Raw genomic sequence first — 23,680 nt, 5'->3', positions numbered from 1 at the left:
TTTGCTCGGATAGACTGGAGGTGTTGCCGCACTAGTGTCGAGCACGATGGAGGAACCGATGAGCCACGCCACCGCGCAGTCCACGTCCTTCACCCTGCGCGGCGCGGCGGGCGCGCTGGCTGCCTGGGAATCCGTACCGCCGCACGACGTCGAAATGCGCGGCACTGTGCTGTTGGTCCCCGGCTTCACCGGCTCCAAAGAGGACTTCGAGGCCATGGTGCCCATTCTCTCGGCAGCCGGATTCCGTTGTGTCGCTTACGATCAGCGCGGGCAGTGGCAGTCCGACGGTCCCGATGAGGCATCGGGATACACGATGGCCGATTTCGCCGACGATCTGATCCTCGTCGCCGATCAGATCTCGGACGACACACCGATTCACCTGGTGGGCCACTCATTCGGCGGCTACGTCGCACGCGCGGCGTTCGCCGCCCATCCGGACCGCTTCCGCAGCCTCAGCTTGCTCGCCTCCGGTCCGTCCTCGACCTCCGATATCAACTTCGCGCCACCGCAATTGGTCGCCCAACTCATCGAAAGCGGTGGCCAGCGGGCACTGTGGGAGCAGATGAGTCAGGCCGTGGCAGCCCTGGTGCCACCGGCAAAGCTCGAATTCCTGCGCAACCGCATCTTCACGACCAAGAAGGCGAATCTGATCGGCATCATGCGGGTCATGGAGGGCCCGACCGACTGCACCGCCGCCCTGCGCGCCACCGGTCTCCCGATTCTCATCGCCTACGGCAACTCCGGCGATCTCTGGCCGCCGAGCGTCCACGAACGCTATGCCGAGGAATTGGGCGCGCGCACTGTGGTTTACGACGGTGTGGGCCACCTACCGAACGAGGAGCGTCCGGCCCGCGTGTGCGCCGATCTGGTCGCATTCTGGACCGGCATCGATCCGCACTGAGCGGACCTGTCTGAGAAGGCTCCTGCTAGCGTGCAGGCATGCACGATAGCGTGACGGTTCGAATGGCGGCACCCGCAGACAAGATCTGGGCCTTGGTCAGCGATATCACGAATACCGGGAAGTTCTCACCGGAGACCTTCGACACCGAATGGCTCGGTGGCGCAACGGCTCCCGCGGTGGGCGTCAAATTCCGCGGCCACGTCAACCGCAATGGCTGGGGACTGAAGTATTGGACGGTCTGCCGGATCGTCGCGTGCGAGCCCGGACGTGAGTTCGCATTCACCGTGCTCGGACCGCGCGGGATGGCGGTCAATACCTGGCGCTACCGTTTCGAGCCGGTCGAGGGCGGCACCGACGTGACCGAATCGTTCCAGCTGAACGAAAACAACCTCCCCCTGCGCCTCTACTGGCTCGTAGCCGGGCGCGCCCGCGGCAAAACCAACCGCGACGGCATGCGCCAGACCCTCGAGCGCATCAAAGCCGACGCCGAACAGTAATCAAGATCAGGTGGAATCCATGGCGGCATCGGTCGAGAAGCCGCCGCCTACAGCAGTTCCACCTGATCTTGATTCTCGTCAGTGGCCCCGGGCGACCCAGTCGGCTAGTGCGGGTTTTTCGGCGCCGATGGTGGTGGTGTCGCCGTGGCCGGTGTGGACCGTGGTTTCCTCAGGGAGGGTCAGCAGGCGGTGGCGGATGGAATCGATGATGGTGCCGAAGTCGGAGAACGAGCGGCCGGTGGCGCCGGGGCCGCCGTTGAACAGGGTGTCGCCCGTGAACAGGGCGGTGGCCTCGGGCAGGTACAGGGAGACCGAGCCGGGGGAGTGGCCCGGGGTGTGCAGGACTTCGATATCGGTGCCCGCCACGGTGATTCGCTGGGTATCGGCCAGTGATCGGTAGTCGACGTCGGGGTGGGTCATGCGCCAGAGCGGATCGTCGCCCGGATGCAGCAGGATCGGGGCGTCGAGGCGTTTCGCGAGTTCCGGTGCGACGGTGACGTGGTCGTTGTGACCGTGGGTGCAGACGACCGCGCGGACATCGCGGTTGCCGACGGCTGCGATGATCGCGTCGGCATCATGCGCCGCGTCGACGATGACCACCTCGACATCGTCGCCGATCAACCACACATTGTTGTCGACATCCCAGGTGCCGCCGTCGAGTGAGAAGGTGCCGGAGGTGACGACCCGATCGATGCGCAGGTTCACCAGACCACCACCGAACGCAGCACTTCACCCGCATGCATCGCGGAGAAGGCCTTTTCGACCTGGTCCAGGGCGATGCGCTCGGTAACGAAGCGCTCCAACGGGAGTCGGCCCTGCAGATACAGATCGACAAGCATCGGGAAATCGCGTTCGGGCAGGCTGTCGCCGTACCAGGAGGATTTCAGTGCGCCGCCACGGGAGAACAGGTCGATCAGCGGCATATCGATGGTCATATCCGGGGTCGGAACGCCGACCAGCACCACGGTGCCCGCCAGGTCGCGTCCGTAGAAGGCTTGCTTCCAGGTTTCCGGGCGCCCGACCGCATCGATGACCACATCCGCGCCGAAACCGTCGGTGTATTCCTGGATCTGTTCGACGACATCGGTCTTGGTCGCATCGATCGTGTGAGTTGCGCCGAATTCCGTTGCCCAGCTGAGCTTCTGGGGATCGCGATCGATCGCGATAATGGCCCGCGCACCGGCCAGCCGGGCACCCGCGATGGCGGCATCGCCGACACCGCCGCAGCCGATGACGGCGACCGTATCGCCGCGCGACACACTGCCGGTATTCATCGCCGCGCCGAGGCCCGCCATCACGCCGCAGCCGAGCAGTCCGGCGACGGCCGGGTCGGCATTCGGGTCGACCTTGGTGCACTGACCCTCGTGCACCAGCGTCTTATCCGCGAATGCGCCGATGCCGAGGGCGGGGCTGAGTTCGGTGCCGTCGGTGAGGGTCATCTTCGTGCTGGCATTGTGGCTGGCGAAGCAGTACCACGGGCGGCCGCGCTTACACGCGCGACATTCACCGCACACCGCGCGCCAGTTCAGGATGACGAAATCGCCCGCGACGACATGGGTGACCGCATCCCCGACAGTCTCCACGATGCCCGCGGCCTCGTGCCCGAGCAGGAACGGGAATTCGTCGTTGATGCCGCCCTCGCGGTAGTGCAGATCGGTATGGCACACCCCGCAGGACTGGATCCGCACCACCACATCGTGCGGCCCGGGATCCGGGATCACGATATCGACGAGTTCGACCGGTGCGCCCTTACTACGGGCAACCACGCCACGCACGGTTTCGGACACGATTCCTCCTAGATGTCGCCGAGTGCTCGAGACACACGCCGTTCCACTCGTACCAAAGCCTATGAGAGTGACCGTGGACTATTTCGACTTCGGGAAATACTCGCGTCCGATGAAGGCCACGTCGGGAGGTCAGGCGCCGAGTCCGTTGGCGAGAACCGGCCACGATTCCTTCAGTGCACGTTCCCAGTAACCCCAGGAGTGGGTGCCGGTGGGCTCGAGGTCGTAGGTGGCCGGAATGCCGAGTTGGTTCAGCCGGTGCCGCATGTTGCGGGTGCACCAGGCGGTCGATCCTTCGATCGCACCGCCCATCGTCACCTGCAGGGGCAGTCCGCCCTCGGCCCAGCTCTGCGTGTGCGGATCGGTGGGATTGTCGTAGGGCCCGGGTAGTCCACTCCCCGCCGACAGGAACAAATTCAACCCGCGCAGGCCTTCGGCATTGACATACGGATCATGCGCCGCCCACATCGGATCCTGCGGCGGCCCATACATATTCACCGGATCGCCGCCACCCTTGCGCACCGACATCCCGACGAACGCCTGCCCAACCGGATCGCTGATCTGCGCACACCCACTGAACGCGCCGACGGACCGGTACAACCCCGGACTCGAAATCGCCAGCGAAAGCACCGACGTACCGGAGGTGGAGATCCCGGCAATCGCATTGCGCCCATTGGTGCCCAACGCGGCATCGATCAGCGTCGGCAATTCCCGAGTCAAATACGTCTGCCACTTGTTGACCCCCAACGCCGGATCGGCCGCCCGCCAATCGGCGTAATAGCTGTACGCCCCACCGAGCGGCTGCACCACATTGACGTTCTTGTCCCCGAAAAACCCCATGACATCGGTCTTCGACCCCCACGTCGCCCCATCGACCCCACCATCCACCCCGGCCAACAGGTACAACGTCGGCCGCGGCACTCCGGTTTCCGCGGGCCGCTGCACCTGCACCGATAACTCCCGCCCCATCGCCCCCGAATACACCGTCAACGTGAGATGCCGGTCATCGCGAACCTGAACCCCGGTAATCCTCGATCCATTCGTGGTCACCACCGATCCCGGTTCGTCCGGTGCCGCGTACGAACGAGGTCCGGCCACAACGGATCCGAGCATAACGGCGGCGACAACCGAGGCCAATCGAAGACCACCAACGCTCATCAGCTACCAACCTCTCCGGCTCGGCCTTCCCGAAGTCTCGCGCCCGTCTGCGACAGTAGCGGGATTACCGGTAGAGCGAGCGAGGCGTCAGCCGGTGATTTGCGCTCGGCCGCCGTCGATCCCGACCCGCGTCACCTCGGCCCGGAGCACGCCCGGCACCTGACGGTAGTTCGCCGCGTCGGTGATCCAATCGAAAACCTGCTCGATCGGCGCCGCGATGGTGCGCCGCACCGTTACTGTCCGCATGACCGACTGTAACTACAACCCGGAGAAATCGCGCTGGACAACGTGGTTGCGGTCGGCGCAGCTGCCGAGGGCGTGATCCGGATGCAGGCCGAGGTATTGGCGGCGGGTGCGAGTGCTCCAGCAGCGGGCCGACTCGGTGCGGGTCTTGTAGAAGTTGACCGTGTAGCCGCCCTCGTAGACGCGCAGCAGGCTGTAGCCGCCCGGATATTCCTTGGTGGCAGCTACTTCCAGGAACTCGACATCGACACCGGAGTCCGGGCGGTTGCGCCGGTTGCGGTGGGTGTGGCCGCAGTGGTGCAGGAATACGCCGGGCGCGTCGCGATAGAGCGCGCCGAGCGCGGCGGCATTCGTGCGATCGAGAACGAACCCTGGGCCGCCCGGATTGCTCACCGCCGCATGGGAAGTCACCGGATGGTGCCCGAAAACAAGGGTGGGCCGATCCGGATCGGCCGCCAGGAGTTCGCGCAGATGCGCGATTTGCGGTGCGACGATTGTGCCACCGGATCCACGCAGTCGGGTGGTGTCGAGGCCGATCATGCGCAGCTCGCCGACACGATATTCGACCAGCCGCTGACGTGCGTGAAATACCGCGCCCCAGTGGTCGATTCGGTGCTCGTCGGGCTTGTCGTGGTTACCGCGGCAGACGAAGTAATCGCGGCCGAGCACGCCCCACTCGTCCAGCCGAGCCCGCACGCCGAGGCTTTGTTCGAGGGTGCCGGTATCGGTGAGATCGCCCGCGACGATCAGTTGATCGGCCGCGCGGTCCGGTCGGCGCAGATCGTCGAGCAACGCGGTCAGCATGAACTCCGGATAGTGCTCGGTCTCGTGACGCAGGCCGGTGGGAAGCCCGGCCACGATCAGGCCGCTGCTGTGCTCGCCGAAGTGCACGTCGTTGGCGAGTGCGATGGTGTGCAGCAGTCGTCCCGGCGGCGGATCGGCCGTGGTGAATGTGCCGGTGGCTTCCGGTGTTCCCGAGCGGCGGGTCACCAGGGTGCGGGCGGGGACGGCGCGGTGGCCGTCCGAGTAGGCCTCGAATCGATAGGTACGGCCGGGTTCGAGGCCGTCGAGCTCCGCATAGTGAAAGGCGGTCGGCCGGGAGTCCAGATAGCGCGGTCGTGCCGCCGACCGGCCGTCGACCGGTGCGATGCGGACCTCGGTATCGGCCGAGACCGGACGGGTGCGGCCATAGCGGTCGCGGGCGCACGTGGTCCAGGTCAGGATGACCGAGCGGTCGGTCACCGTGACGACCTCGAGGTCCGTGGCCAGTATCGAATCCCGTTGCACACGAACGGAATGGGTGGGTCTGGGGCGGGCGTAGAGTGGGGTGCGCACGGTCACAGCGGCCGCGCCCGCGGCCACATTCGCCAGCCATAGGGTTCGAAGTCGCGGCTCGAGCATGGGAATCTCCGTTCGCTTCTGGCTCGAACGGTACGGTTGCCGGTTGAACGCTCGGGTCCCCGCACATGACGTGTCGGCTGTCCGGCGTCGAACATTCGTATCGCCGAGTCTGGGAATTTGACTGCTGGGCGGATGCCGGTCGAGAGTTCGCGGATGGACGGAACGCCCGAGGTGTCCCGCGCGACGTTGCGCAAGGTCACGATTCGACTGGTGCCCTATCTCGGGCTGCTGTATTTCATCAATTACCTGGACCGGGTCAATATCGGATTCGCCGGGCCCAGCGGTATGAAAACAGAGCTGGGACTGACCGAGACGGCCTTCGGGTTCGCCTCCGGCATCTTCTTCATCGGCTATCTCGTACTCGAGGTGCCGAGCAATCTGGCGCTGCACCGGTTCGGTGCGCGCCGCTGGATAGCCAGAATCATGGTGAGTTGGGGTGCGGTCGCCATCGCCATGGCATTCGTGCCGAACGAAACCTGGCTCTATATCCTGCGATTCACCCTCGGCGTGGTGGAGGCCGGATTCTTTCCCGGCATCCTGCTGTATCTCACCTACTGGTTTCCGCAGACCCAGCGCGCGAAGATCGTCGCGCTGTTCATGACGGCGGTCCCGATTTCAACGGCTTTGGGCTCGACGGTATCGAGCCTGATCATCCAGTACGGCGACGGTGTCTTCGGCCTCAGCGGTTGGCGATTCATGTTCCTGGTCGAGGGCGTGCCCGCGATCGCCCTCGCGGTGGTCACCTGGTTCTTCCTCACCGACCGGCCCACCCAGGCCGAGTGGCTGACCGCGACCGAAAGGGACTGGCTCACCTCGGAACTCGACAAAGAGCAGGCCGCGCGGGTCGAACACTGGACGGTGCGCAAGGCGCTCACCCATCCACGCGTGCTCGGCCTCGCCTTCATCTACGGCGGCATCGTCTACGGCCTGTATGCGCTCGGATTCTTCCTGCCCACGATCATCAACGGCTTCCAGCAGCAGTACGGCACCCACTATTCGGTGGTGCAGCGTGGGCTCATCAATGCGGTGCCCTATGTGATCGGTGCCGTCGTGATGGTGCTGTGGAGCAGGCACGGTGACCGCACCGGGGAGCGGGTCTGGCATGTCGCGCTGCCCGCGCTGGTCGGTGGACTCGCGATTCCGGTGGCGCTGTATCTGGGCAATCCGTTCGCCGCCATGGTCGCGGTGACCGTCTGTGCCGTCGGCGTGCTTGCCGCGCTGCCCACCTTCTGGGCGCTGCCGAGCACCTTTCTGTCCGGTGCGGCCGCGGCGGGCGGCATCGCCCTGATCAACTCCATCGGCAATGTCAGCGGATTCGTCGCACCGTATGTCACCGGAGCGCTGAAGGACCTCACCGGCACCCAGCGAGCCGGACTGTGGGTCGTCGGCCTGGCGATGATCGGCTCGGCCGCAGGCGTTCTCGCACTGCGATCCCGAATCCGCACTAGTTAGCGAGTGGCTGTGCCGCGTATCACGGGCCGCTCTCTCTGGTCGATATAGAATGATCCCTCTAATATGAGGATATGAGCAACCGAGACGTAGTCGAAAAGTTCTACAAAGCAACGCAATCCGGGGACGCGGCCGGCATCCTCGCTGCGCTGCATCCGCGCTTCCAAGGCTGGGTGGCTCCCGGGATGCCCAGCGTGACCGTCACGCAGGCGCAGAGCCCGGAGGCGGCACTCGCGGGTATCTGGCAGCCGGTGTTCCGCGAATACGAGATCGCCCCCTTCGCCGAGGAGTGGTTCGACGCCTATCCGAACACCGTCATCGTCACCGGCCACTACCGCGGCACCGCGCGTGCGACCGGCAAGCAGGTGGCCGCCGAATTCGCCCACATCTGGCATATCGCCGACGAAAAGCTGTTCGCCCTGCACCAATACACCGACACCTGGCACTGGCACGAGGCGCTGTCGGACGCGGCCTGAACGCACTATGTCGCGGCGCACCGGCCCTGCGGATCCGAAATCGCCTGACCTATCGACCAGTTGGCGGCGACACGCCCGAATGTGTCGACACCCCTTGAATGAACCGACTTGTTGGCTGTTTGCTGGTGGCAAGCAGTCGCGCCGCAGCAAGTCCGGGCCGGTGAACCGTATGTTCATTGCGCCGCGGGCGGCGTCCGCGAGTGCCGAATCGTCGTTAAATCGAAACTTCGCATGCGTGTGTCGCGCGCGGCACGCCGCAGGACGACCCACCGGCGGCAAATTGACAGTTTCGCTGGCAACGGTGAATCGACTATGAATGTCTGGTGCCGTTCCCACGCGTGATCACCTGTCTGCCGTCGAATCTCTCCCGCGGGGAGTCGAATTGACCATCGAGCATCATCCTGTCGAGGACGAGGTCGGACAGCTCGCGCGAAGGGTCGAGCGGGCCCGGGGCCGACTGGCCTACCAGTTCGATCCCGCGCTGACCGAGGCGCTGTCCGAGGACGAACTGATCGCCGAACGTGAGCTCGCGGAGAAGATCCGCGGCGAGGATCGCGCACAGCGATGGAAACAGGTTCAGGCTGCGGCCTCCGCGGCCGACCGCGCCAGGCAGACCACTGAAGCAATCGAGAAGGCCGACATCAGAGATCTATTGGTAGCCCGCAAGGCAATTGCGGCACAGCGGCGGGAATCCAGCCCGCACGCCAAATTGGCGTCGCTGTACCGGCACCGGGGATGGTCACTGCGTGCGCTGGCCGGTGTGGTGGCGGCGGGCATGCTGTGGTCCGCGGTCAATGTGCAGCACAACATCGCGCCCGGCGGGCCTTCTGATCCGCTGTACTGGTTCAGCTACCTTATCGAGGCGATGATCAGCGTCTGCTTGATCATCATCATGGTCGGCACCAACAAGGTCGCCGAATGGGGCGTGATCGACAACCGCCGACAGGTCGCCGCGGCCGAAATCGCCCTGCTGTCACTGACCGTCACCCTCAACACCTACCCCTATCTGCGCGACGGGGAGTGGTACGAGACCGGTGTGCACGCGGTCGCGCCGGTGATGATCGGTGTCGCCCTACTCATTCACGACGCGGCCAGCGCACGTTACGGCCTGGCCATCTACCGGGCCACCGAGCAGGTCCGCGAGCTGCCCGATCCGGCCGAACAACTCAAGCAGACGATGCCGTCGATCGCGTCCTACCGCGCGAACACCCAGGCGGCCCTGGTGGCGCCGGGGGCGGAGCGGGAGTCCGCGGAACATGCGGCACCGCGTGCCGAAGGTGCGGAACAGGACGCCGAGCTGGCAGTCGATGAGATCGTGGAGGCCGAAGCGGTCGAGGTCGAGGAGTCGCCGGACGGGGAAAGTCCTGCTGCGCAGGAGGGTTCGGAAGCACCCGAGAAGCGTCGCGCGCCGACCAACGGCGAGGCCCCGGACAATGCGGAGCCCCAGGCGGCCGAGCAGCGGCCCGCTCCCGCGAAGGCCGCGAACCGCCCTGCGGTCGTCAAGGAGCCGACCGCACCGGTGGCCGCGAAGCCGGTGGTCGCGAAGAACAACCCCTTCGCACCGGCCATACCCGAGCCGGTCGCTACGGCCGAGACCCAGCCCGTCGCGAAGGTCGAGAGCCCGCCCCCGGCCAAGGCGCCCGCGCGCAAGGCCGTCCCGGTGAGCCAGGAGAAGCCCGCCGCGGAGAACAAGCCGTCGGTCGTGTCGGCACTGCGCAGGGGCAACGGTTCGGCCGCGGCTACGGCGCGCAAGCCCAGTTCACTTGAGGGCAGGAAGGACAGCAGGACGACCGAGAACGCGCGCGGCAAGGGCAGCGCACCCGCCGAGCCGGATTCGCACCTCCAGGTGGTTCGCACGCCCGACATCCACGACACCGGACAGTTCCGCATCGCCGAGATGCTCGAACAAGAACTTGCCGAACTACAGGCGGAGCGCAGGCGGGCCAGGGCCAGCAGGCAACGATGATCACGCGGCTTGCTTGCCCCGGCACTTCGGGGCATGATGCAGGCGCGGGTCATTAGGTACGTTAAAAACTGGTTATCGCCGTAGTGCAGCAGGTGCGGGACGAAGGGATGGATCGGTCGACGTGATGAGGTCTTATCACCCAACAGGATCCTGTACTTCGAATCCTGCGACGGTGTTGCCTCGGTCGTAGCGGATCGGTGCGAGACACCCGGAAGCTGGAGTTTCCGCGTACGGGACCAGCGATATACCTGCTCGCCGGGAGCGCCCTGCTGTCGGTGATCCTGCTCTTCACCACCATCGATCCCTTCCTGGACAAGGGCGGGTTCCTGGTCGGTGGCCTCGACGTGCACATCTACCGGGACGGTGCGTGGCGCATCGTGCACGATCTGCCGCTGTACACCGAGCCGACCATGCGCGGCCTCCTCTACACCTACACGCCCTTCTCCACCATCGCGTTCGTGCCGATCTACATGGTGCCGTGGGGGTACGTGACGAACACCTGGTTGGCGGTCAACCTCTCCGTACTCATCGCCTGTGTGCTGCTCAGCTGGCGGCTGCTGGGCTATCGGATCACGACTCGGCTGGTGGTGGTCAGCGTGCTGATCGCGGCCACCTGCGTATTCATCGAGCCGGTCCGCCAAACGCTCTACTTCGGGCAGATCAACCTGGTGCTGATGCTGCTGGTGCTGTTGGACGCGCTGCGCGGGGACCGAAGCAAACTGCGTGGCCTCGGCGTCGGACTCGCGGCGGGCATCAAACTCACTCCGATCTACTTCGTCGCCTATTTCGTGGCCCTGCGGCAATGGCGCGCGGCGGTAACCGCATTCGCCGTCTTCATCGCCTCGGTCGCCTTCGCCTGGGTCATCCTGCCCGCCGATTCCCGGCAGTACTGGACCTCGACGTTCTTCCAATCCAACCGGATCGCGCCGGACAACCACCCATCCAACCAGTCCATCCGCGGTGTCATCGCGCATCTGCTCGACGGGCCCGCACCGGTGTGGTTGTGGTTGCTCATCGCGGGCTCGGTCACGATCGCCAGCATGATGGTCACGACGGCGCTGTATCAGCGAGGTGAGCGGCTGCTGTCGATCACCCTGGCCGGTCTCACCGCCTGCGCGGTGTCGCCGTTCTCCTGGGGACACCACTGGGTGTGGTTCGTTCCGCTGTTCGTCTTCCTCGTGCACAAGGGGCTGCACAACTGGCGCTGGTGGGTGGCGGCGGCGCTGCTGTTCACGGTGACCGCCTCGTGGACCTACCACTGGAGCAAGACCTGGGTGTCGATCGGTGTGTTCCTGCTGCCGCCGTGGTGGCCGATCACCAAGGTCTTGATCAACGGCTACGTCATCGAATTTCTGATCGTTCTGATCGCGGCCTGGATACACCTGCGCAGGGACGGCCGGTCGGCCCTCAGCGCGCATTCGGCCGAGCGCTCGATCCGATTCCCGCTCCCGCGCCGCCGTGATCCGGAGTCGCCTTCGTGCCCAACACCTTCCCCCTGACCGATTCCGGAACCCGGTAGCGTAGACCAGGTTCCGGCCGAGGGGGTTGCTGTGGCCCGGATCATGCGGGCGTTCAGCGCGCAGGCGCGAGTGGCGGCGGTGCCATACCGCCAACAGCCCTAGAGCCTTTGCGATCTCTTTACCTGCGGATTCCCTTCGGTTTCCACCCGAAATCGATTCTTGCCGGGCAGGTCGGCCGGGGTTACGGTTGCTTCTTGCGTCGCGAAGCAATCGGTCACCGCCAGGTTGCTGGACCTCCCGGTCGCCGGGAGGTATTACTTCGATGTCGCACGAACAATTTCGCTCGACAGGGCCGGAGGTTTTCCCGCTATGACGAAGAAGAAGGCTCAGCCCAACCCGATGTTCGCGGTGACCATGGTCAATGCCATCCATCAGGATGTCGATGGCTACGGGGACAGATGGGTAGCCACCGTCGATCACGGGAATATGCGCGCCGACTGGATCGCGGCAGCCGTTGCCAAGGACGCGCGTACGGTCCGGATCTGGTGTGACGACTGCGGGAACAGCGTCCATCTGTGTGCGGAAATCCGGGACTACCTGCCCACGGATGTGCGCAAGGCATTGGCCGACGCCTGGGAGCACTACCACCCGACGCACCACGCCTCGTAGTCGGCGGTTCGCGAGTCAGGCGAGATCGAGGACCTGAACCAACGGACGGCGCAGCGAACGCGCCGTCGGAGGTCCGGCGTACGCGAGTCGGAACAGCAGCACCTCGGCATGGTCCGCATCGGTCTCGAACACCCGTTGATAGCGCACGCGCAGCTCGCGGAGTTCGGCCTGCTCGCGTTTACAGAGGCCGTGGCCGGCGCCGCGTTCGAGGCGGGCGAAGAAGTAGGGCAGTGCGGTCATCGGTTGCAGTGCAATACCTTTCGCCGTCGCGGTGAGCCACATCCGCTGCATGGCGCGCCCGCCGCGCAGATAGCTTTCGCGTGACACACCCGGCATCGTCAGCAGCCCGACCGCGGCGGCGCCGGCCACCGCGCGCCGCGAAAGGTCTTCCAGCGCACGGCCGCCGCCGATCTCGGCCAGACATTCCGCGACCCGCCACTGACTCAGCAGGCGCAGCGCGCCCCGCTCCGCCGCGCTGAGCTCGGCGGTGGCGATGTCGAGACCGTAGGGTTCGGCTCGCACCTCCTCGGGTGTCCACCGGTAGCCGCTCATCGCGTCGCGGTGCATCGCCCGGTTCAGCAGACCGATGCGATCGCCGGCGCCGATCAATGCGCCGAGCTCCGCTAATTCCGTTCTCTCGCAGGACAGTTGCAATCGTCCGCCGAATTCGGCACAGGCGGTGACCAGCGCTTGCGCCGTCTGCGCATCGAGCGGACGCCGCAACTCGCGACGCCGGTTGGTGACCCGGGTCGGGATATGCGCGACGAGCGGTGACGCCGCCGATTCTGGTGCGCCGGACAGTTCGACCGTGGCGACGAGGTCGGCTCTTGGCCACGTCCGGATCTGCGTGCGCAATCCGAGCTGCCCGGCTGCGAGCTCGATATTCTCCAGCAGCGCACCGAACGCGACCCACGTCGCGCCGTGCGCGAAGTCGAGGCTGGGCAGGTCACGTCTCGGGTCGTGACGGCACTCCAGGACCGCCTTGTCGCGCCGCCAGATCAGCGCCCACGGCTGCGCATTGTGTGCGGAGGGCGCCAGTGTGCCCATGGCCGCTATCCACCGCACGGCATCGTCGGATACCGTTGCGCGCTCCGCTGGTTGCGGTGGCAGCGGCGGATCCCTTCGGGCCTCCTCGGCGATCGCGAATAATGGTGCGGGCGCGGCTGGTTCGCGATAGAGACAATGCTTCGCGTCGATCAACTCGCCTGGATCGACGTAGTAGCGCCCGGATCCGACCGGTTCGCCGAGCAGCAGTCGTCGCGCCGCATCCGCGACGATCGCGCCGCCGAGCGCCACGCCGGAGGCCAGCTGAGGCCAGCTGCCGATCGTCCGCCCGACCTCGGGCAGCGAGGCCGCCGCGCGAGTGCTGAGCCGGGCCGCGTCGAGGATTTCGAGGACGTACGGGATCTTCTCCGGTGTCGTGACATCGCGCAGATCCGCGGCCCGTACCGAACCGAGCAGACCGTGCAAGATCGGCCGATCCGGTTCGATATCGAAGCGCTCGATATCGAGTAGGCCGCGATCGCTGGTCTGCATGAGCACCGGAATGCCGTGGACGCGTGCCCGCTCCCGGAGCAGGACCTTGGTGTGCAGATCGTCGCACCCCTCGACCAGCAGATCGAGACCGCCGCCGCCGAGCAGGAAGTCATCGATGGCCTCCGGCCGAATTCCCCTCGGGCACCGTTCGATTCGGAGATACGGATCGATCTCGAACATCTGCCGCGCCGCGATGACGGACTTCTCGATGCCGAGGTCGGCCACGCGGGCGCGGATGCGATTCAGATTCGAGATGCCGAGCCGGTCGAGGTCCGCGATCTTGAACGAACCGCCGATACCTTCGAGTGCGAGGGTGAGGGCGGCAGCGCTGCCGACCGACAGCCCGACCACGCCGACCCGCATCCGCGCCAGCCGCTGCTGTTCTTCCCGGGTGATCCGGTAGCGGTTGCGGTCGGTGCGAACCTCCCGAAATTCCGTCTCGGGCAGCACATGTACGAGATCGGCCGACCACGGGTACCACACCCACCTGCCGTATTCGGCGGGATCCGGGCCATGCAGCTGCCCTACGCGTTCGTCCAACTCGATATCGGGACAAGCGGGTTCGCGTGCGAGCACGAGTTGTCGCAATTGTTCGGAAAGCGTGTCGTGTACCCGCACGTCCGTTGTCGCCAGTAGTTCGGATAATGCCGACCGGTCCCTATCGAGGGCCAGTTCGAAATGAATTGGCCGCCATTCAGGAATGTCATCGTTCTTGTCGGCGCGCTCCCGTAGATCCCGGCCCAAATCGATGCGCAAAACCCCTCCCGGCGTGTGCGTGCGGATCGCTCTACCAAGGTCTACACCCGACCAGCCGGTAACTAGTTATGATTGAGCAAGCCGGTGGAGATCGCCGAAATCGACCAGCGCGTCAGTGGATTCGCGGCAGAGGTGCGCGTACTACTCGGCTGAAGCGTGGGTCGTCGCAACCGTGTCCGCGGGGTAGATCATCCGGTCCGGCGGGTTGCTCGTGCGACGTGCCAGCGGGTAATAGATGGCCGCTGTGAAGACGATGCCGACGATCCAGGAGATATCCGCGCCGCCGAGCAGATCGGTGATCGGGCCGGTGTAGAGCTTCTGCGCGAGGAACGGGATCTGGGCGAGAATGCCGAGGGTGTAGCAAGCCAGCGCGGCGAGGTTCCAGCGTCCGTAGCGGCCGTCCGGATCGTAGAGCGCCGGGATATCGATGCGCTCACGCGAGATCAGGTAGTAGTCGATCAGGTTGATCGCACTCCAGGGGGTGAAGACCATGAGCAGGACGAGCACGAAATTCTTGAAGTTGTTGAGGAAGTCGGCGCTGGCCCCGATGGCGATCAGCATCGACACCACGGTGAAGCCGATGATATAGGCCGCCCGCGCGGCCTGCGTGGTATGCGACCGACCGTTGAATGCGGTCACCGAGGTCAGGATGGACATGAACCCGCCATAGGCATTGAGACAGTTCACCGTCAACTTGCCGACCACGATCACCAGGTAGATCAGCAGTGCGATCGCCGACGGTCCGGCGAGGTCACCGATGAAGCCGACTTGATTGCCCAGGAACGCTTTTCCGGCGACGGCGGCAACCAGCGCGCCGAGCGTCATCGCCCACTGCGAGCCGAGCACGCTGCCCGCGAAGGTGGACCAGAACGTGGTGCGCGCACTGGTCGCGCGGGGCAGATAGCGCGAATAGTCCGCGACGTACGGTCCGAATGTCAGCTGCCATCCCGCGCCGAGGGAGACCGCGAGGACGAAGGTCGCGATGTCGAAGGATTCGGTACCGACGTAGGCGCTGACGTCGTATTCGGCGAACAGTCGGATGGTCAGGTAGGTGAAGCCGATGATGCCGACCACCGTGGCGATTCGCCCGATCACGTGGATCAGCCGATAGCCGGTCACCGCGACCACGGCCGTGAGCGCACCGAAGACGAGTATGCCGACGGTCGAATTGTCCACGTGCAGAATCTTGTTCACCGCCTGACCGGCCAATACCGTACCGGTCGCGGCGAAACCGAGATACATCACGATCACCAGCAACAGCGGCATCACCGCACCGAGGACGCCGAATTGCGCTCTGCTGGAGATCATTTGCGGCAACCCGAGCCGTGGACCCTGCGCCGAATGCAGCGCCATCACGATGCCGCCGAGAATATTGCCGAGCAGCAAGCCGATGATCGCCCACAGCGCGTCGGCGCCGAATACCACTGCTAACGCACCGTCGACGATCGCGGTGATCTGCATATTCGCCCCGAACCAGAGGGTGAATTGATTGCGCGGCGTGCCGTGGCGTTCGGCATCGGGAATCACTTCGATGGTGCGGCGCTCGATCTGCAGTCCGGCGTCGATTTCGTCGTGGTGCGGCATGGATCCGCCTTCCATCAGGAGAAGAAGGCAGCTGGGACAGCCTGCCCAGATGCATAGTCCTGTATATACAAGTGACTGTCAACCGGAACGGCTATGGTTGCGGCCAGGCGAGGTGAGAGGTGGTGGCGATGGCCCGCCCGGTGGGTGATGCAGACCTGGCGGTCTTGTTCGCGGCGTCCGGACCCGATACGGCACCGGCGTACGAGCGGATCAAGACGCTGATCCGCACGCAGATCGGTGCCGGACGCTGGGTCGCGGGGGATCAGCTGCCCTCGGAGCATCAACTGGTCGACGCGCTCGGGATCTCCCGTATGACCGTCAATCGGGCGCTGCGTGAGTTGGCCGCGGCCGGGGTGGTCGTTCGGATGATGGGGGTCGGTACCTTCGTCGCACCCGCGAAAGTGGCCTCGCCGCTGTTCGAGGTCCGCAATATCGCCGACGAGATCCAGCAGCGCGGTCACCTGCACCGCACCGAGGTCATCTTCCTGCGCAGCGAACCCCTCGACACCGCCGATCCACTGCTCGACGATTGGCCGAGCGATTCGGTATTCCATTCGCTGCTGGTGCATTTCGACGACGAGGTGCCGATCCAGATGGAGGACCGCTACGTCAACCCCACGGCCGCACCCGGCTACCTCGACCAGAACTTCGCCGAGATCACCCCGAACCGGTACCTCAGCGAGGTGGCCCCGCTGGTGCGCGGCGAACACGTCGTCGAGGCGGTCCAGGGCAGCCAGGAGGACTGCAGGCTACTGCGCATCCGCCGCACCGAACCGTGCCTGCAGATCCGTCGCCGCACTTGGTCCGCGACTGCTTTGGTCAGCGTGGCCCGCCTGGTCCATCCCGGCTCCCGCAGCCGCCTCGAAGGTGCGTTCGGCGCCTGATCCGGCTGGTCGGGAACGTCTCCCACGCATCGATCCGCGCCACGCCCAATTCGCCCCAGACTTCGTGCGCACCGCCGTGGAAGGGTTTGCGGCGCGAGGGTGTGCGGTGCGGAGGGTGTGCGGCGCGAGGGTGTGCGGTGCGGAGGGTGTGCGGCGCGGAGGGGGTGTGCGGCGACAAGGGGTGTGCGGCGCGGAGGGGGTGTGCGGCGCGAGGGGTGTGCGGCGACAAGGGGTGTGCGGCGACAAGGGGTGTGTGGCGCGGAGGGGTGTGCGGCGCGAGGGTGTGCGGCGCGGAGGGGGTGTGGCGCGGAGGGGTGTGCGGCGCGAGGGTGTGCGGCGCGGAGGGGGTGTGCGGCGTCGTGGGAAGAGTGTGCGGCGGCGCGGGAAGGTGCGCGGCGGCGCGGTCAGGTGCCGAAGTGGAGGGCGTGGGTGACGATGGCGTCGAGGCGCGCGTGATGGGCGCCCTTCCAATAGGTTCGGCCGCAGTCGACGCACTGTGCGAACGCGTCGTAGGTGCGTTCGGTCTCGTTCGGGAGCCGGCCGCGCAGGGTCTGCTTTTCGGTTACCCGCAGCGGGCCGTTGCAGGCGGTGCAGCGGGTCCATGGCGCAAGGGGCGGTGCGAAACGCGATAGCACGTCGTCGAGTTGCTCGACGGGACGGTGACTGTAAATGTATGCGCCAGCGAAGATTTCGCGTCGATGCAGCAGTCCGCGATCGCGGGAGAGCAGGATGCGATGTTCGGTCGCCGAACGTGTGGCGAGTGCAGCGTCGCCGATATCCGGATTTTCGTAGGCGGTGTCGACGCCGAGCAGGCGCAGCCGCCGCGCCAGGGTGCCGAGGTGGATATCCAGCAGGAAACGCAGCGGTTCGTCGAATCGCTGCGGGCGCACCACAGCGCGCACCGACACCGACTCGCCGTCGGTGGGCAGATACGACGGATCCACGGACCGGCCATCGACCAGCAGCTCGCCCACCTCGGTGAGCGGCACGCCGAGCGATTCCACGATATGTCCGAGCGTCGACGCGGTGTCGATCCGCACGGACGAGCGACCGTCCCGCTGTGCGGCCGCGACGAACAGCCGCAATTCGGGCGCGAAATCAATCGTGATCTGCGCGATGCTCACGCGGCCAGCATGCCAGGGCATGCGGTCCGGCGACCACCCGGTTTTACAAAGTCCAGGGCTCGGCGCGGCGGCGGATCGGTGGCTCGGCGTTGGCCATCGCCTCGAGGTCCTCGAGGAATTTGTCGATACTGTCGGCCGCCACGTGTGTGGAGCCGATCTCGTAGCGGACCTTTTCCTCGGTGCTGTCCATGACCGTGGTGATGAGCTCGTCCTTCAGATCACGGATGAGCTGAGTGCGCATCTGGGCGATCTGGTCGCGGCCTTGGCTGCGGACCCGGGCGACCTCGGCGTCGGCGAATTCGCGCATCTTGGCGATGATGCGTTCGGCGTCGGCGCGCGCGTCCTCGCGGATGTGCTCGAGTTCGGCCTGCGCGTCGGTGACCGCATTGTCGTAGGCGCGTTTGGCCTCGACGAGGCGGTCGGCCGCCTGCTGGTTCTCCTCGAGCTGTTTCTGAATATTGTTCTGCGCCTTGGCCATCAGCCGCTTGACCGGCGGCGCCACCCATTTGACGATGACGAAGATGATGACCGCGAAACCGAAGAGCTGGCTGAAGAAGATCGGCCAGTCGAAGGTGATGTGGAAAATGCCCGAGTCCTCGGACCCGGCTGCGCGGATAGCCCCTTCGGCAAGGATGCCGCTATTGAGGTTCATTGGCTACGCTCGTTCTGATTTGTGGCCGGCGCTGGTGCCGGCGTGCCGATCCTTGATGCCGAGCACTCGATCGGCCAATGTCTCGGCGAGCGGTTCGACAGCCTCACGCAGCTCCGCGGCCACTTGGTCCGCCTGGGCCCGCAGTTCCGTCGCGGATTCCGCGACGATCCTGTCGGCCTCGTCCTGCGCCTCACTTCGCAACTGCTCGAGGATAATTCGGCCCTCGTGCCTCGCCTGGTTCCTGATCTCGACCGCTTCACTGCGCGCCTGCGCGACGGCGGCCTGGTATTTCGCTTCGGCGTCGGCGAACAAGGACTTGGCTTCCTTGTTGTCGACCGCGGTTTCGGCGACTCTCGCCTCGCGTTCCGCCAATACCTTGCGTATCGGCGGAACGACGAAGAACCACATGACCCCGAGCACGATCAGGAAGATCAACAGCTCGGCGAAGAATGTGCCGTTGGGGATCAGGAAGTTCCCCTCGGCAACAACATCCGTTCGCGGAGTCATACTGAATTACTTACCTGGAGTAGCGAATACGAAAAGCGCCATGAACGCTAGATTGATGAAGTACGCCGCCTCGACCAGACCGACGGTCAGGAAGAAGTTACCGCGGAGGCGACCCTCGGCTTCGGGCTGACGGGCAACGCCGTTGATCAACGCGGCGCCGGCGAGTCCGTCACCGATACCCGCGCCGATGGCGCCACCGCCCATAATTATGCCGCCGCCGATGAGCGCGCCCTGGACGATGGCTGCCGTTGTTGCGTCTGCCATTTTTCACTTCCTGTTCTTTACTGAGCTCGATCGGCGGCGCCGATCCGTAGTTGTTTCGAGCGACCTGAAAGCGTCGCAGGGTCTAATGCTCGTGCTCCAGCGACATCGACTGGCTGAAGTAGAGGACGGTCAACAGCGAGAAGATGAATGCCTGGATGGCTCCGACGAAGAGGTCGAAGAGTTTCCAGATGGCATTCGGCCCCCAGCTGATCCAGAACGGGAACAGTGCGATCACCGAGACCATCACGCCGCCCGCGAACATGTTGCCGAACAATCGCAGCGACAGCGAGAGCGGTTTGGCGACTTCCTCGATGACATTGATGAAAACCATCGGGCCCCATCCGGTGTGCCCCTTCAGCAACTGCTTGGCATGGCCACCGGGACCGCGCCGATAAATACCCGCACCCTGGTACATGATGAAGACGAACAGGGCCAGCGCGTAGACGAAATTGACGTCCGACGCAGGCGGTGCGATCAATTCGCCGTGTCCGTACTGCACCGGCAGCACGGACAACCAGTTCGACAACAGGATGTAGATGAACAGCGTGACGGCCAGTGGCAGCGCGAACGGCGCGACCTTCATGCCGATGGCGCTTTCCACCTGGTTGCGCATCTGGACCGTGACGGTCTCGAAGAACAGTTGCACGCCGTTGGGTACGCCCGAAGTCAGCTTCGCCCGCAGGTAGAACGCCAGACCGAGCACGATCGCCGCCGCGAGGGCGGTCGAAATGATCGTGTCGACATTGAAGTCCATACCCCACAGGTGCGCGACCGCATGTTCGCCGACCTTGATTTTCGGCTCTTCGGCGGGCGCTTCCTGTGCGAGCACCGGAAGCGCCGACCGGGCGATGAAGGCGAGTTGGTTCGTCATGATTGCTGGCGAAGCTCCTTCACTTCAGGCAAGACGGTGACCAGCACCAGAATCACTTGAAAGGCGGCCAGGCCGAAGAAGATTCCGATGCCGTGCGGCCTTGCCAGGAAACCCACTGCGAGCGAACCGCCGGTTATTACGATCAGCCGAGTCGCCGAGGAGAGGTACAACCCCTGTTTCCTCGGTTTCTCGGCGTCGGCGACGCGGTTGACCGTCAATCGGGTCAGTTGCGCATTCACCCAACCGAGTCCGAGTCCGATGCAGATGAACAGGCCGACCAGCAGCCCGTTGAGCGGACCGGCCGCAGCAAGGGTCAGTACGCCGACACCTATTGCGAAGACGGTCGCACGGCGCATTCGGAGTGCATTGACATCCACCTCGACACCGTCCTCGGTCATCATCCCACCTCGTAGTGGGGTCTTGATTGATCGATAGCATACACATTAGGAACCCTTTTGCGAGGCAATGTTTTTGATCTTTCTCGGGCGGGTTTTCGTACGATGTCCATCGGGGGACAGTGTCATGCCGAAGACAACTTGATCAACCGAAGATCTTGGTGCACGCCGGGTAAATCGGACAAAACGGTCACCGCATCACTTGCCGCTATTGCTCGGCTTATTCGAGTTCGGCGCCCAATTTCGGTCATGTATTTGTAAAGAGATTCTAAAGCACTCGCCAGTATGTCGAGCTGGAGTCGGCTCGCGGCAGCCGATCGCGCGATGGGCGCGGTATCCGGATACCGCGTCCGGGTGGAACTCTCGATAGCTGGTGCGCTGCCGTTCGGTCCGCACTGTACGGGGTCGCGTGGTTCAGGTGAAGTCGAGGTCGGTGGCGCCGACCCAGGTGGTGAGTGCTTCGGCCAAGCCCGCGGTGGTGGGTTCGTCGGTTGCCCACGCGACGTAACCGTCCGGGCGCAGCAGGACGGTGGCGGGGGCCGGGATCTCACCGAAACCGGGGATCGGCCAGTGTTCGGTGCGGCTGGCGGCGCTGATGATCTCGACCCGGTCGTGCCATTGCGGGACTGCGGGGACGTCGTTTCCGTTGAGTACCAGCAGGACCGGGCGGCCCGCGCGCAGCAGTGCGTGGACTCGGGTGTCGCTGTCGGCGGTGCTGATATCGGCGTCGGGGACGCGCCTGCCGATGAGTGGGTGCTCGCCCTTGATGTCGTAGCGGATATCGAGTGCGGTGATCATCAGGCCGAGACGGTGGCGCACCTGGTCCATATCGACCAGGTCGCACATGATGTCGCGCAGTGCGTCGGTGTGCGGGCCGGGGCGTCCGAGCGCGGTCTGGGCGCGGGTGTTGTGCAGGACGCGGGCGGCGATGGGGTGGCGTTCGGACTCATAGGTGTCGAGCAGTTCGTCGGATGCGTTGCCGCGCAAGGTGGCGGCGAGCTTCCAGCCGAGATTCATCGCGTCCTGCAACCCCAGGTTCTGGCCCTGACCGCCGGCCGGGTAGTGGATGTGCGCGGCATCCCCGGCCAGGAAGACGCGGCCAACGCGATAGCGGTCGGCCTGGCGGGCGGCATCGCTGTAGTGCGAGATCCAGCGCGGGCTGTGCATGCCGAAGTCGGTGTCCGCGAGTTCGGTGAAGTTGGTGCGGAAGTCCTCGAAGCTCAGTTCGGCGCCGCGTTCCAGGACGAGGTCGTGGCGCTGCACGAGCAGTCGGTACCAGCCGGGTTCGAATTGGACCACGGAGAAGTCGCCCGCACCGGCGCGGTGCGCGAAGACGGTCCCTGTGGGCGGATCGGCCAATTCGACATCGGCGAGCATGCCCGTCGCGGTCGCGTCGGTGCCGACGTAGTCGATGCCCGCCAGTTTGCGTACCGCGCTGCGGCCGCCATCGCAGCCGACCAGGTAGGCCGCGCGAATCCGGCGTGGATTCGGGCCACCGATCTCCACCTCGACACCCGCCGCGTCCTGCCGGAAGCCGACAACGGGCGAGCCCCACTGCACGACCGCGCCGAGTTCGGTTGCGTGCCGGTCGAGTTCGCACTCGATCACCGACTGCAGGACGGCGAGGGTGTAGGGGTAGCGGGTATTGAAGTCGCTGAAGTCCAAGCGCAGGCCGCCGAAGTGCCCGGCCTGCATGACGCGGCCGAGCGGGAATAGGTCGTCGAGCAGGCCGCGCTGATCGAGCATTTCCATGGTGCGGGCGTGGATCCCACCCGCCCGCGATTCGCCGGTGCGCGCCGCAAGTCCATCGACGAGCGCGACGTCCACGCCGGCCAAGCGCAGTTCGTAGGCCAGCATCAGGCCGGTCGGTCCGGCGCCGGCGATCACCACATCGGTCGTTTCCATGTCGGTCTCCTTAACGTTGTTAAGCTATTTAACGTTGTTAAGGAGACCAGAACATTGTTAAGGTGTCAAGGGGTCGGACACAGGAGGTGACAGTGAAGATCGATGCGACGGTGATCGCCGAGGCAGCGCTGGGTTTGCTCGACGAGGTCGGTCTCGACGGACTGACCATGCGGAAGGTGGCCGGGGCCCTGGACGTGCAGGCGCCCGCTCTCTACTGGCATGTCAAGAACAAGCGCGAACTACTCGATGCGATGGCACGGCGGGTATTCGTCTCCGCTGTCGACGGGATCGAGGCGCCGCGGCAGGGCGAGGACTGGCAGAACTGGGTGGTGGCCGTGGCCGGGCGGTTGCGCCGGTCGATGCTGCGCTATCGGGATGGGGCGAAGGTGCTGGCCGGAACCTATGTCAGCGATGAAGCTATGTGGCGCACCACCGAACTGACCTTGCGCACGCTCGAGGACGCGGGTTTCTCGGTCGACCATGCCGAGCGGGTGTTTCCGATCCTGCTGCATTACACGGTCGGGTTCGTCATCGAGGAACAGGCGCAATCCGGCGCGGAGTACGCCGACGGCAATCCCTACGATCCCGCGCGGATGGCGCACACCGTCGATGCCGAGCGCTATCCGCGGACCGCCAGGATGGTGGCCGAGCTGTTCGACGCCGATGCCGATGTCGAATTCGAACGCGGCCTGCGGATCATCCTGGCTGGAATTCTCGCCACGCGATCCTCGTGACCGCTCAGCGGCCCAACCCCACCAGACCGTCGGCGAGCGTGCTGATATTCAGCGCGTCGAGCACCTGTTGCCGGATGTCCGGACATTGGGTGGTGGTGATGCGATCGACGATGGCCCGGTCCTTCAGGACGGTGTCGTTGAGGCCGCCGTTGCGAGCCGCCCAATCGTGCACTGTGCCGTTGAAGCCGAGCTTGCCGAGCTGCGCGCCCTCGGTGCGCCAACGGTCGACCTCGGGTTTGAGCATGTCGCACAGCTGTTTTGCCGCCGTCGGGGTGATCTCGTCCGGATTGGGCACCTGTGCGGAGCTGCCCGGGGACGAGAAGGTGATGGTGATGTCGGGATGGGAGGTCGGGGTGGCGGGCACCGGGTCGAGGGGGCCGTTGCCGCCGCAGCCGGCGAGCAGGGCAACCGCCACGGTCGCCGCGGCCAGCGTGGCGATGGATCCGATCGAGGGCATCGGTACT

At 65.3% G+C, this 23,680-nt stretch carries 24 protein-coding genes; 9 read left to right on the top strand and 15 right to left on the bottom strand.

The window, feature by feature from the left end; translation table 11 throughout:
* Positions 1-58: 58 nt before the first annotated feature.
* Positions 59-901 (top strand): alpha/beta fold hydrolase, encoded by an 843-nt coding sequence (locus ACQPYR_RS37000; protein ID WP_433623878.1) that lies wholly within the window; start codon positions 59-61, stop codon positions 899-901.
* 38 nt (positions 902-939) lie between these two features.
* Complete coding sequence (locus ACQPYR_RS36995) at positions 940-1,398, top strand: SRPBCC family protein (protein WP_433623876.1); 459 nt, start codon at positions 940-942, stop codon at positions 1,396-1,398.
* 78 nt (positions 1,399-1,476) lie between these two features.
* Here ACQPYR_RS36995 and ACQPYR_RS36990 read toward each other — a convergent pair whose 3' ends face one another.
* The 5 genes from ACQPYR_RS36990 to ACQPYR_RS36970 form a co-directional block, all read right to left on the bottom strand.
* Positions 1,477-2,103 (bottom strand): MBL fold metallo-hydrolase, encoded by a 627-nt coding sequence (locus tag ACQPYR_RS36990; protein WP_433623874.1) that lies wholly within the window; start codon positions 2,101-2,103, stop codon positions 1,477-1,479.
* Positions 2,100-3,185, bottom strand: coding sequence for an S-(hydroxymethyl)mycothiol dehydrogenase (locus tag ACQPYR_RS36985; RefSeq protein WP_433623872.1), 1,086 nt, complete (start codon positions 3,183-3,185; stop codon positions 2,100-2,102). The genes ACQPYR_RS36990 and ACQPYR_RS36985 overlap by 4 nt, the downstream gene beginning before the upstream one ends.
* 129 nt (positions 3,186-3,314) lie before the next feature.
* Positions 3,315-4,340, bottom strand: coding sequence for an alpha/beta hydrolase (locus ACQPYR_RS36980; protein WP_433623870.1), 1,026 nt, complete (start codon positions 4,338-4,340; stop codon positions 3,315-3,317).
* Between the two features lie 87 nt (positions 4,341-4,427).
* Complete coding sequence (locus ACQPYR_RS36975) at positions 4,428-4,586, bottom strand: SRPBCC family protein (RefSeq protein WP_433623868.1); 159 nt, start codon at positions 4,584-4,586, stop codon at positions 4,428-4,430.
* A gap of 12 nt (positions 4,587-4,598) precedes the next feature.
* Positions 4,599-5,984, bottom strand: a complete 1,386-nt coding sequence (locus tag ACQPYR_RS36970) for a metallophosphoesterase (protein ID WP_433623866.1) — start codon at positions 5,982-5,984, stop codon at positions 4,599-4,601.
* A gap of 153 nt (positions 5,985-6,137) precedes the next feature.
* On the opposite strand from ACQPYR_RS36970, the gene ACQPYR_RS36965 reads away from it, so the two are divergent.
* The 5 genes from ACQPYR_RS36965 to ACQPYR_RS36945 all read left to right on the top strand — a co-directional run bounded on the left by ACQPYR_RS36965 (position 6,138) and on the right by ACQPYR_RS36945 (position 12,004).
* Positions 6,138-7,436, top strand: coding sequence for an MFS transporter (locus ACQPYR_RS36965; protein WP_433623864.1), 1,299 nt, complete (start codon positions 6,138-6,140; stop codon positions 7,434-7,436).
* 71 nt (positions 7,437-7,507) lie between these two features.
* Complete coding sequence (locus ACQPYR_RS36960) at positions 7,508-7,909, top strand: nuclear transport factor 2 family protein (RefSeq protein WP_433623862.1); 402 nt, start codon at positions 7,508-7,510, stop codon at positions 7,907-7,909.
* Between the two features lie 382 nt (positions 7,910-8,291).
* Positions 8,292-9,875, top strand: a complete 1,584-nt coding sequence (locus tag ACQPYR_RS36955) for a hypothetical protein (RefSeq protein ID WP_433623860.1) — start codon at positions 8,292-8,294, stop codon at positions 9,873-9,875.
* A gap of 197 nt (positions 9,876-10,072) precedes the next feature.
* The gene (locus tag ACQPYR_RS36950) at positions 10,073-11,374 is read left to right on the top strand and encodes a glycosyltransferase 87 family protein (RefSeq protein WP_433623858.1); all 1,302 of its coding nucleotides are present in this window, start codon (positions 10,073-10,075) and stop codon (positions 11,372-11,374) included.
* 330 nt (positions 11,375-11,704) lie between these two features.
* On the top strand, positions 11,705-12,004 hold the full coding sequence (locus ACQPYR_RS36945) for a hypothetical protein (RefSeq protein WP_433623856.1): 300 nt from the start codon (positions 11,705-11,707) through the stop codon (positions 12,002-12,004).
* Positions 12,005-12,019: 15 nt separating this feature from the next.
* Here the strand turns inward: ACQPYR_RS36945 and ACQPYR_RS36940 are convergent, their stop codons facing one another.
* Both ACQPYR_RS36940 and ACQPYR_RS36935 read right to left on the bottom strand, forming a co-directional pair.
* The gene (locus ACQPYR_RS36940) at positions 12,020-14,296 is read right to left on the bottom strand and encodes an Rv1355c family protein (protein WP_433623854.1); all 2,277 of its coding nucleotides are present in this window, start codon (positions 14,294-14,296) and stop codon (positions 12,020-12,022) included.
* A 141-nt stretch (positions 14,297-14,437) separates the two neighbouring features.
* Entirely contained in the window at positions 14,438-15,880 is a 1,443-nt protein-coding gene (locus tag ACQPYR_RS36935; protein ID WP_433623852.1) for a purine-cytosine permease family protein, read from the bottom strand.
* A 128-nt stretch (positions 15,881-16,008) separates the two neighbouring features.
* Between ACQPYR_RS36935 and hutC the strand changes: the two genes are divergently transcribed.
* Positions 16,009-16,764: a histidine utilization repressor gene (gene hutC, locus ACQPYR_RS36930; RefSeq protein ID WP_433623850.1), complete on the top strand. Its 756-nt coding sequence runs from the start codon at positions 16,009-16,011 to the stop codon at positions 16,762-16,764.
* Positions 16,765-17,168: 404 nt separating this feature from the next.
* On the opposite strand, the gene ACQPYR_RS36925 is transcribed toward hutC, so the two are convergent.
* The 7 genes from ACQPYR_RS36925 to ACQPYR_RS36895 form a co-directional block, all read right to left on the bottom strand.
* Positions 17,169-17,888 carry a Mut7-C RNAse domain-containing protein gene (locus tag ACQPYR_RS36925; RefSeq protein WP_433623848.1) on the bottom strand — a complete coding sequence of 240 codons (720 nt, stop codon included), beginning with the start codon at positions 17,886-17,888 and terminating at the stop codon, positions 17,169-17,171.
* A gap of 43 nt (positions 17,889-17,931) precedes the next feature.
* A complete protein-coding gene (locus ACQPYR_RS36920; RefSeq protein ID WP_433623846.1) occupies positions 17,932-18,540 on the bottom strand; it encodes a hypothetical protein in 609 nt (202 codons plus the stop codon).
* Between the two features lie 3 nt (positions 18,541-18,543).
* Positions 18,544-19,047 carry a F0F1 ATP synthase subunit B gene (locus ACQPYR_RS36915; RefSeq protein WP_063043055.1) on the bottom strand — a complete coding sequence of 168 codons (504 nt, stop codon included), beginning with the start codon at positions 19,045-19,047 and terminating at the stop codon, positions 18,544-18,546.
* Between the two features lie 6 nt (positions 19,048-19,053).
* A complete protein-coding gene (locus ACQPYR_RS36910) occupies positions 19,054-19,311 on the bottom strand; it encodes a F0F1 ATP synthase subunit C (protein ID WP_040687366.1) in 258 nt (85 codons plus the stop codon).
* 82 nt (positions 19,312-19,393) lie between these two features.
* A complete protein-coding gene (atpB, locus tag ACQPYR_RS36905) occupies positions 19,394-20,182 on the bottom strand; it encodes a F0F1 ATP synthase subunit A (protein WP_433623844.1) in 789 nt (262 codons plus the stop codon).
* Positions 20,179-20,583, bottom strand: coding sequence for an ATP synthase subunit I (locus tag ACQPYR_RS36900; RefSeq protein WP_433599346.1), 405 nt, complete (start codon positions 20,581-20,583; stop codon positions 20,179-20,181). The genes atpB and ACQPYR_RS36900 overlap by 4 nt, the downstream gene beginning before the upstream one ends.
* A gap of 408 nt (positions 20,584-20,991) precedes the next feature.
* A complete protein-coding gene (locus ACQPYR_RS36895) occupies positions 20,992-22,482 on the bottom strand; it encodes an FAD-dependent monooxygenase (RefSeq protein ID WP_433623842.1) in 1,491 nt (496 codons plus the stop codon).
* Between the two features lie 92 nt (positions 22,483-22,574).
* On the opposite strand from ACQPYR_RS36895, the gene ACQPYR_RS36890 reads away from it, so the two are divergent.
* Entirely contained in the window at positions 22,575-23,216 is a 642-nt protein-coding gene (locus ACQPYR_RS36890; RefSeq protein WP_433623840.1) for a TetR/AcrR family transcriptional regulator C-terminal domain-containing protein, read from the top strand.
* A 4-nt stretch (positions 23,217-23,220) separates the two neighbouring features.
* Here the strand turns inward: ACQPYR_RS36890 and ACQPYR_RS36885 are convergent, their stop codons facing one another.
* The gene (locus ACQPYR_RS36885) at positions 23,221-23,673 is read right to left on the bottom strand and encodes a hypothetical protein (RefSeq protein WP_433623838.1); all 453 of its coding nucleotides are present in this window, start codon (positions 23,671-23,673) and stop codon (positions 23,221-23,223) included.
* Positions 23,674-23,680 lie beyond the last annotated feature (7 nt).

The sequence above is a fragment of the Nocardia sp. CA-120079 genome, assembly GCF_050955745.1.
Lineage (GTDB): Bacteria > Actinomycetota > Actinomycetes > Mycobacteriales > Mycobacteriaceae > Nocardia.
The sequence above is the reverse complement of the archived record's forward strand: the minus strand, read 5'-3'. Positions and strand labels throughout refer to the sequence as shown.

What these genes read in the sequence shown, in the direction of transcription:
- ACQPYR_RS37000 (WP_433623878.1), top strand. Translation starts at nt 59, where the DNA reads ATGAGCCACGCCACCGCGCAGTCCACGTCCTTCACCCTGCGCGGCGCG.
- ACQPYR_RS36995 (WP_433623876.1), top strand. Translation starts at nt 940, where the DNA reads ATGCACGATAGCGTGACGGTTCGAATGGCGGCACCCGCAGACAAGATC.
- ACQPYR_RS36980 (WP_433623870.1), bottom strand. Translation starts at nt 4,340, where the DNA reads ATGAGCGTTGGTGGTCTTCGATTGGCCTCGGTTGTCGCCGCCGTTATG.
- ACQPYR_RS36975 (WP_433623868.1), bottom strand. Translation starts at nt 4,586, where the DNA reads ATGCGGACAGTAACGGTGCGGCGCACCATCGCGGCGCCGATCGAGCAG.
- ACQPYR_RS36970 (WP_433623866.1), bottom strand. Translation starts at nt 5,984, where the DNA reads ATGCTCGAGCCGCGACTTCGAACCCTATGGCTGGCGAATGTGGCCGCG.
- ACQPYR_RS36965 (WP_433623864.1), top strand. Translation starts at nt 6,138, where the DNA reads ATGGACGGAACGCCCGAGGTGTCCCGCGCGACGTTGCGCAAGGTCACG.
- ACQPYR_RS36960 (WP_433623862.1), top strand. Translation starts at nt 7,508, where the DNA reads ATGAGCAACCGAGACGTAGTCGAAAAGTTCTACAAAGCAACGCAATCC.
- ACQPYR_RS36945 (WP_433623856.1), top strand. Translation starts at nt 11,705, where the DNA reads ATGACGAAGAAGAAGGCTCAGCCCAACCCGATGTTCGCGGTGACCATG.
- ACQPYR_RS36935 (WP_433623852.1), bottom strand. Translation starts at nt 15,880, where the DNA reads ATGCCGCACCACGACGAAATCGACGCCGGACTGCAGATCGAGCGCCGC.
- hutC (WP_433623850.1), top strand. Translation starts at nt 16,009, where the DNA reads ATGGCCCGCCCGGTGGGTGATGCAGACCTGGCGGTCTTGTTCGCGGCG.
- ACQPYR_RS36920 (WP_433623846.1), bottom strand. Translation starts at nt 18,540, where the DNA reads ATGAACCTCAATAGCGGCATCCTTGCCGAAGGGGCTATCCGCGCAGCC.
- ACQPYR_RS36915 (WP_063043055.1), bottom strand. Translation starts at nt 19,047, where the DNA reads ATGACTCCGCGAACGGATGTTGTTGCCGAGGGGAACTTCCTGATCCCC.
- ACQPYR_RS36910 (WP_040687366.1), bottom strand. Translation starts at nt 19,311, where the DNA reads ATGGCAGACGCAACAACGGCAGCCATCGTCCAGGGCGCGCTCATCGGC.
- atpB (WP_433623844.1), bottom strand. Translation starts at nt 20,182, where the DNA reads ATGACGAACCAACTCGCCTTCATCGCCCGGTCGGCGCTTCCGGTGCTC.
- ACQPYR_RS36900 (WP_433599346.1), bottom strand. Translation starts at nt 20,583, where the DNA reads ATGATGACCGAGGACGGTGTCGAGGTGGATGTCAATGCACTCCGAATG.
- ACQPYR_RS36895 (WP_433623842.1), bottom strand. Translation starts at nt 22,482, where the DNA reads ATGGAAACGACCGATGTGGTGATCGCCGGCGCCGGACCGACCGGCCTG.
- ACQPYR_RS36885 (WP_433623838.1), bottom strand. Translation starts at nt 23,673, where the DNA reads ATGCCCTCGATCGGATCCATCGCCACGCTGGCCGCGGCGACCGTGGCG.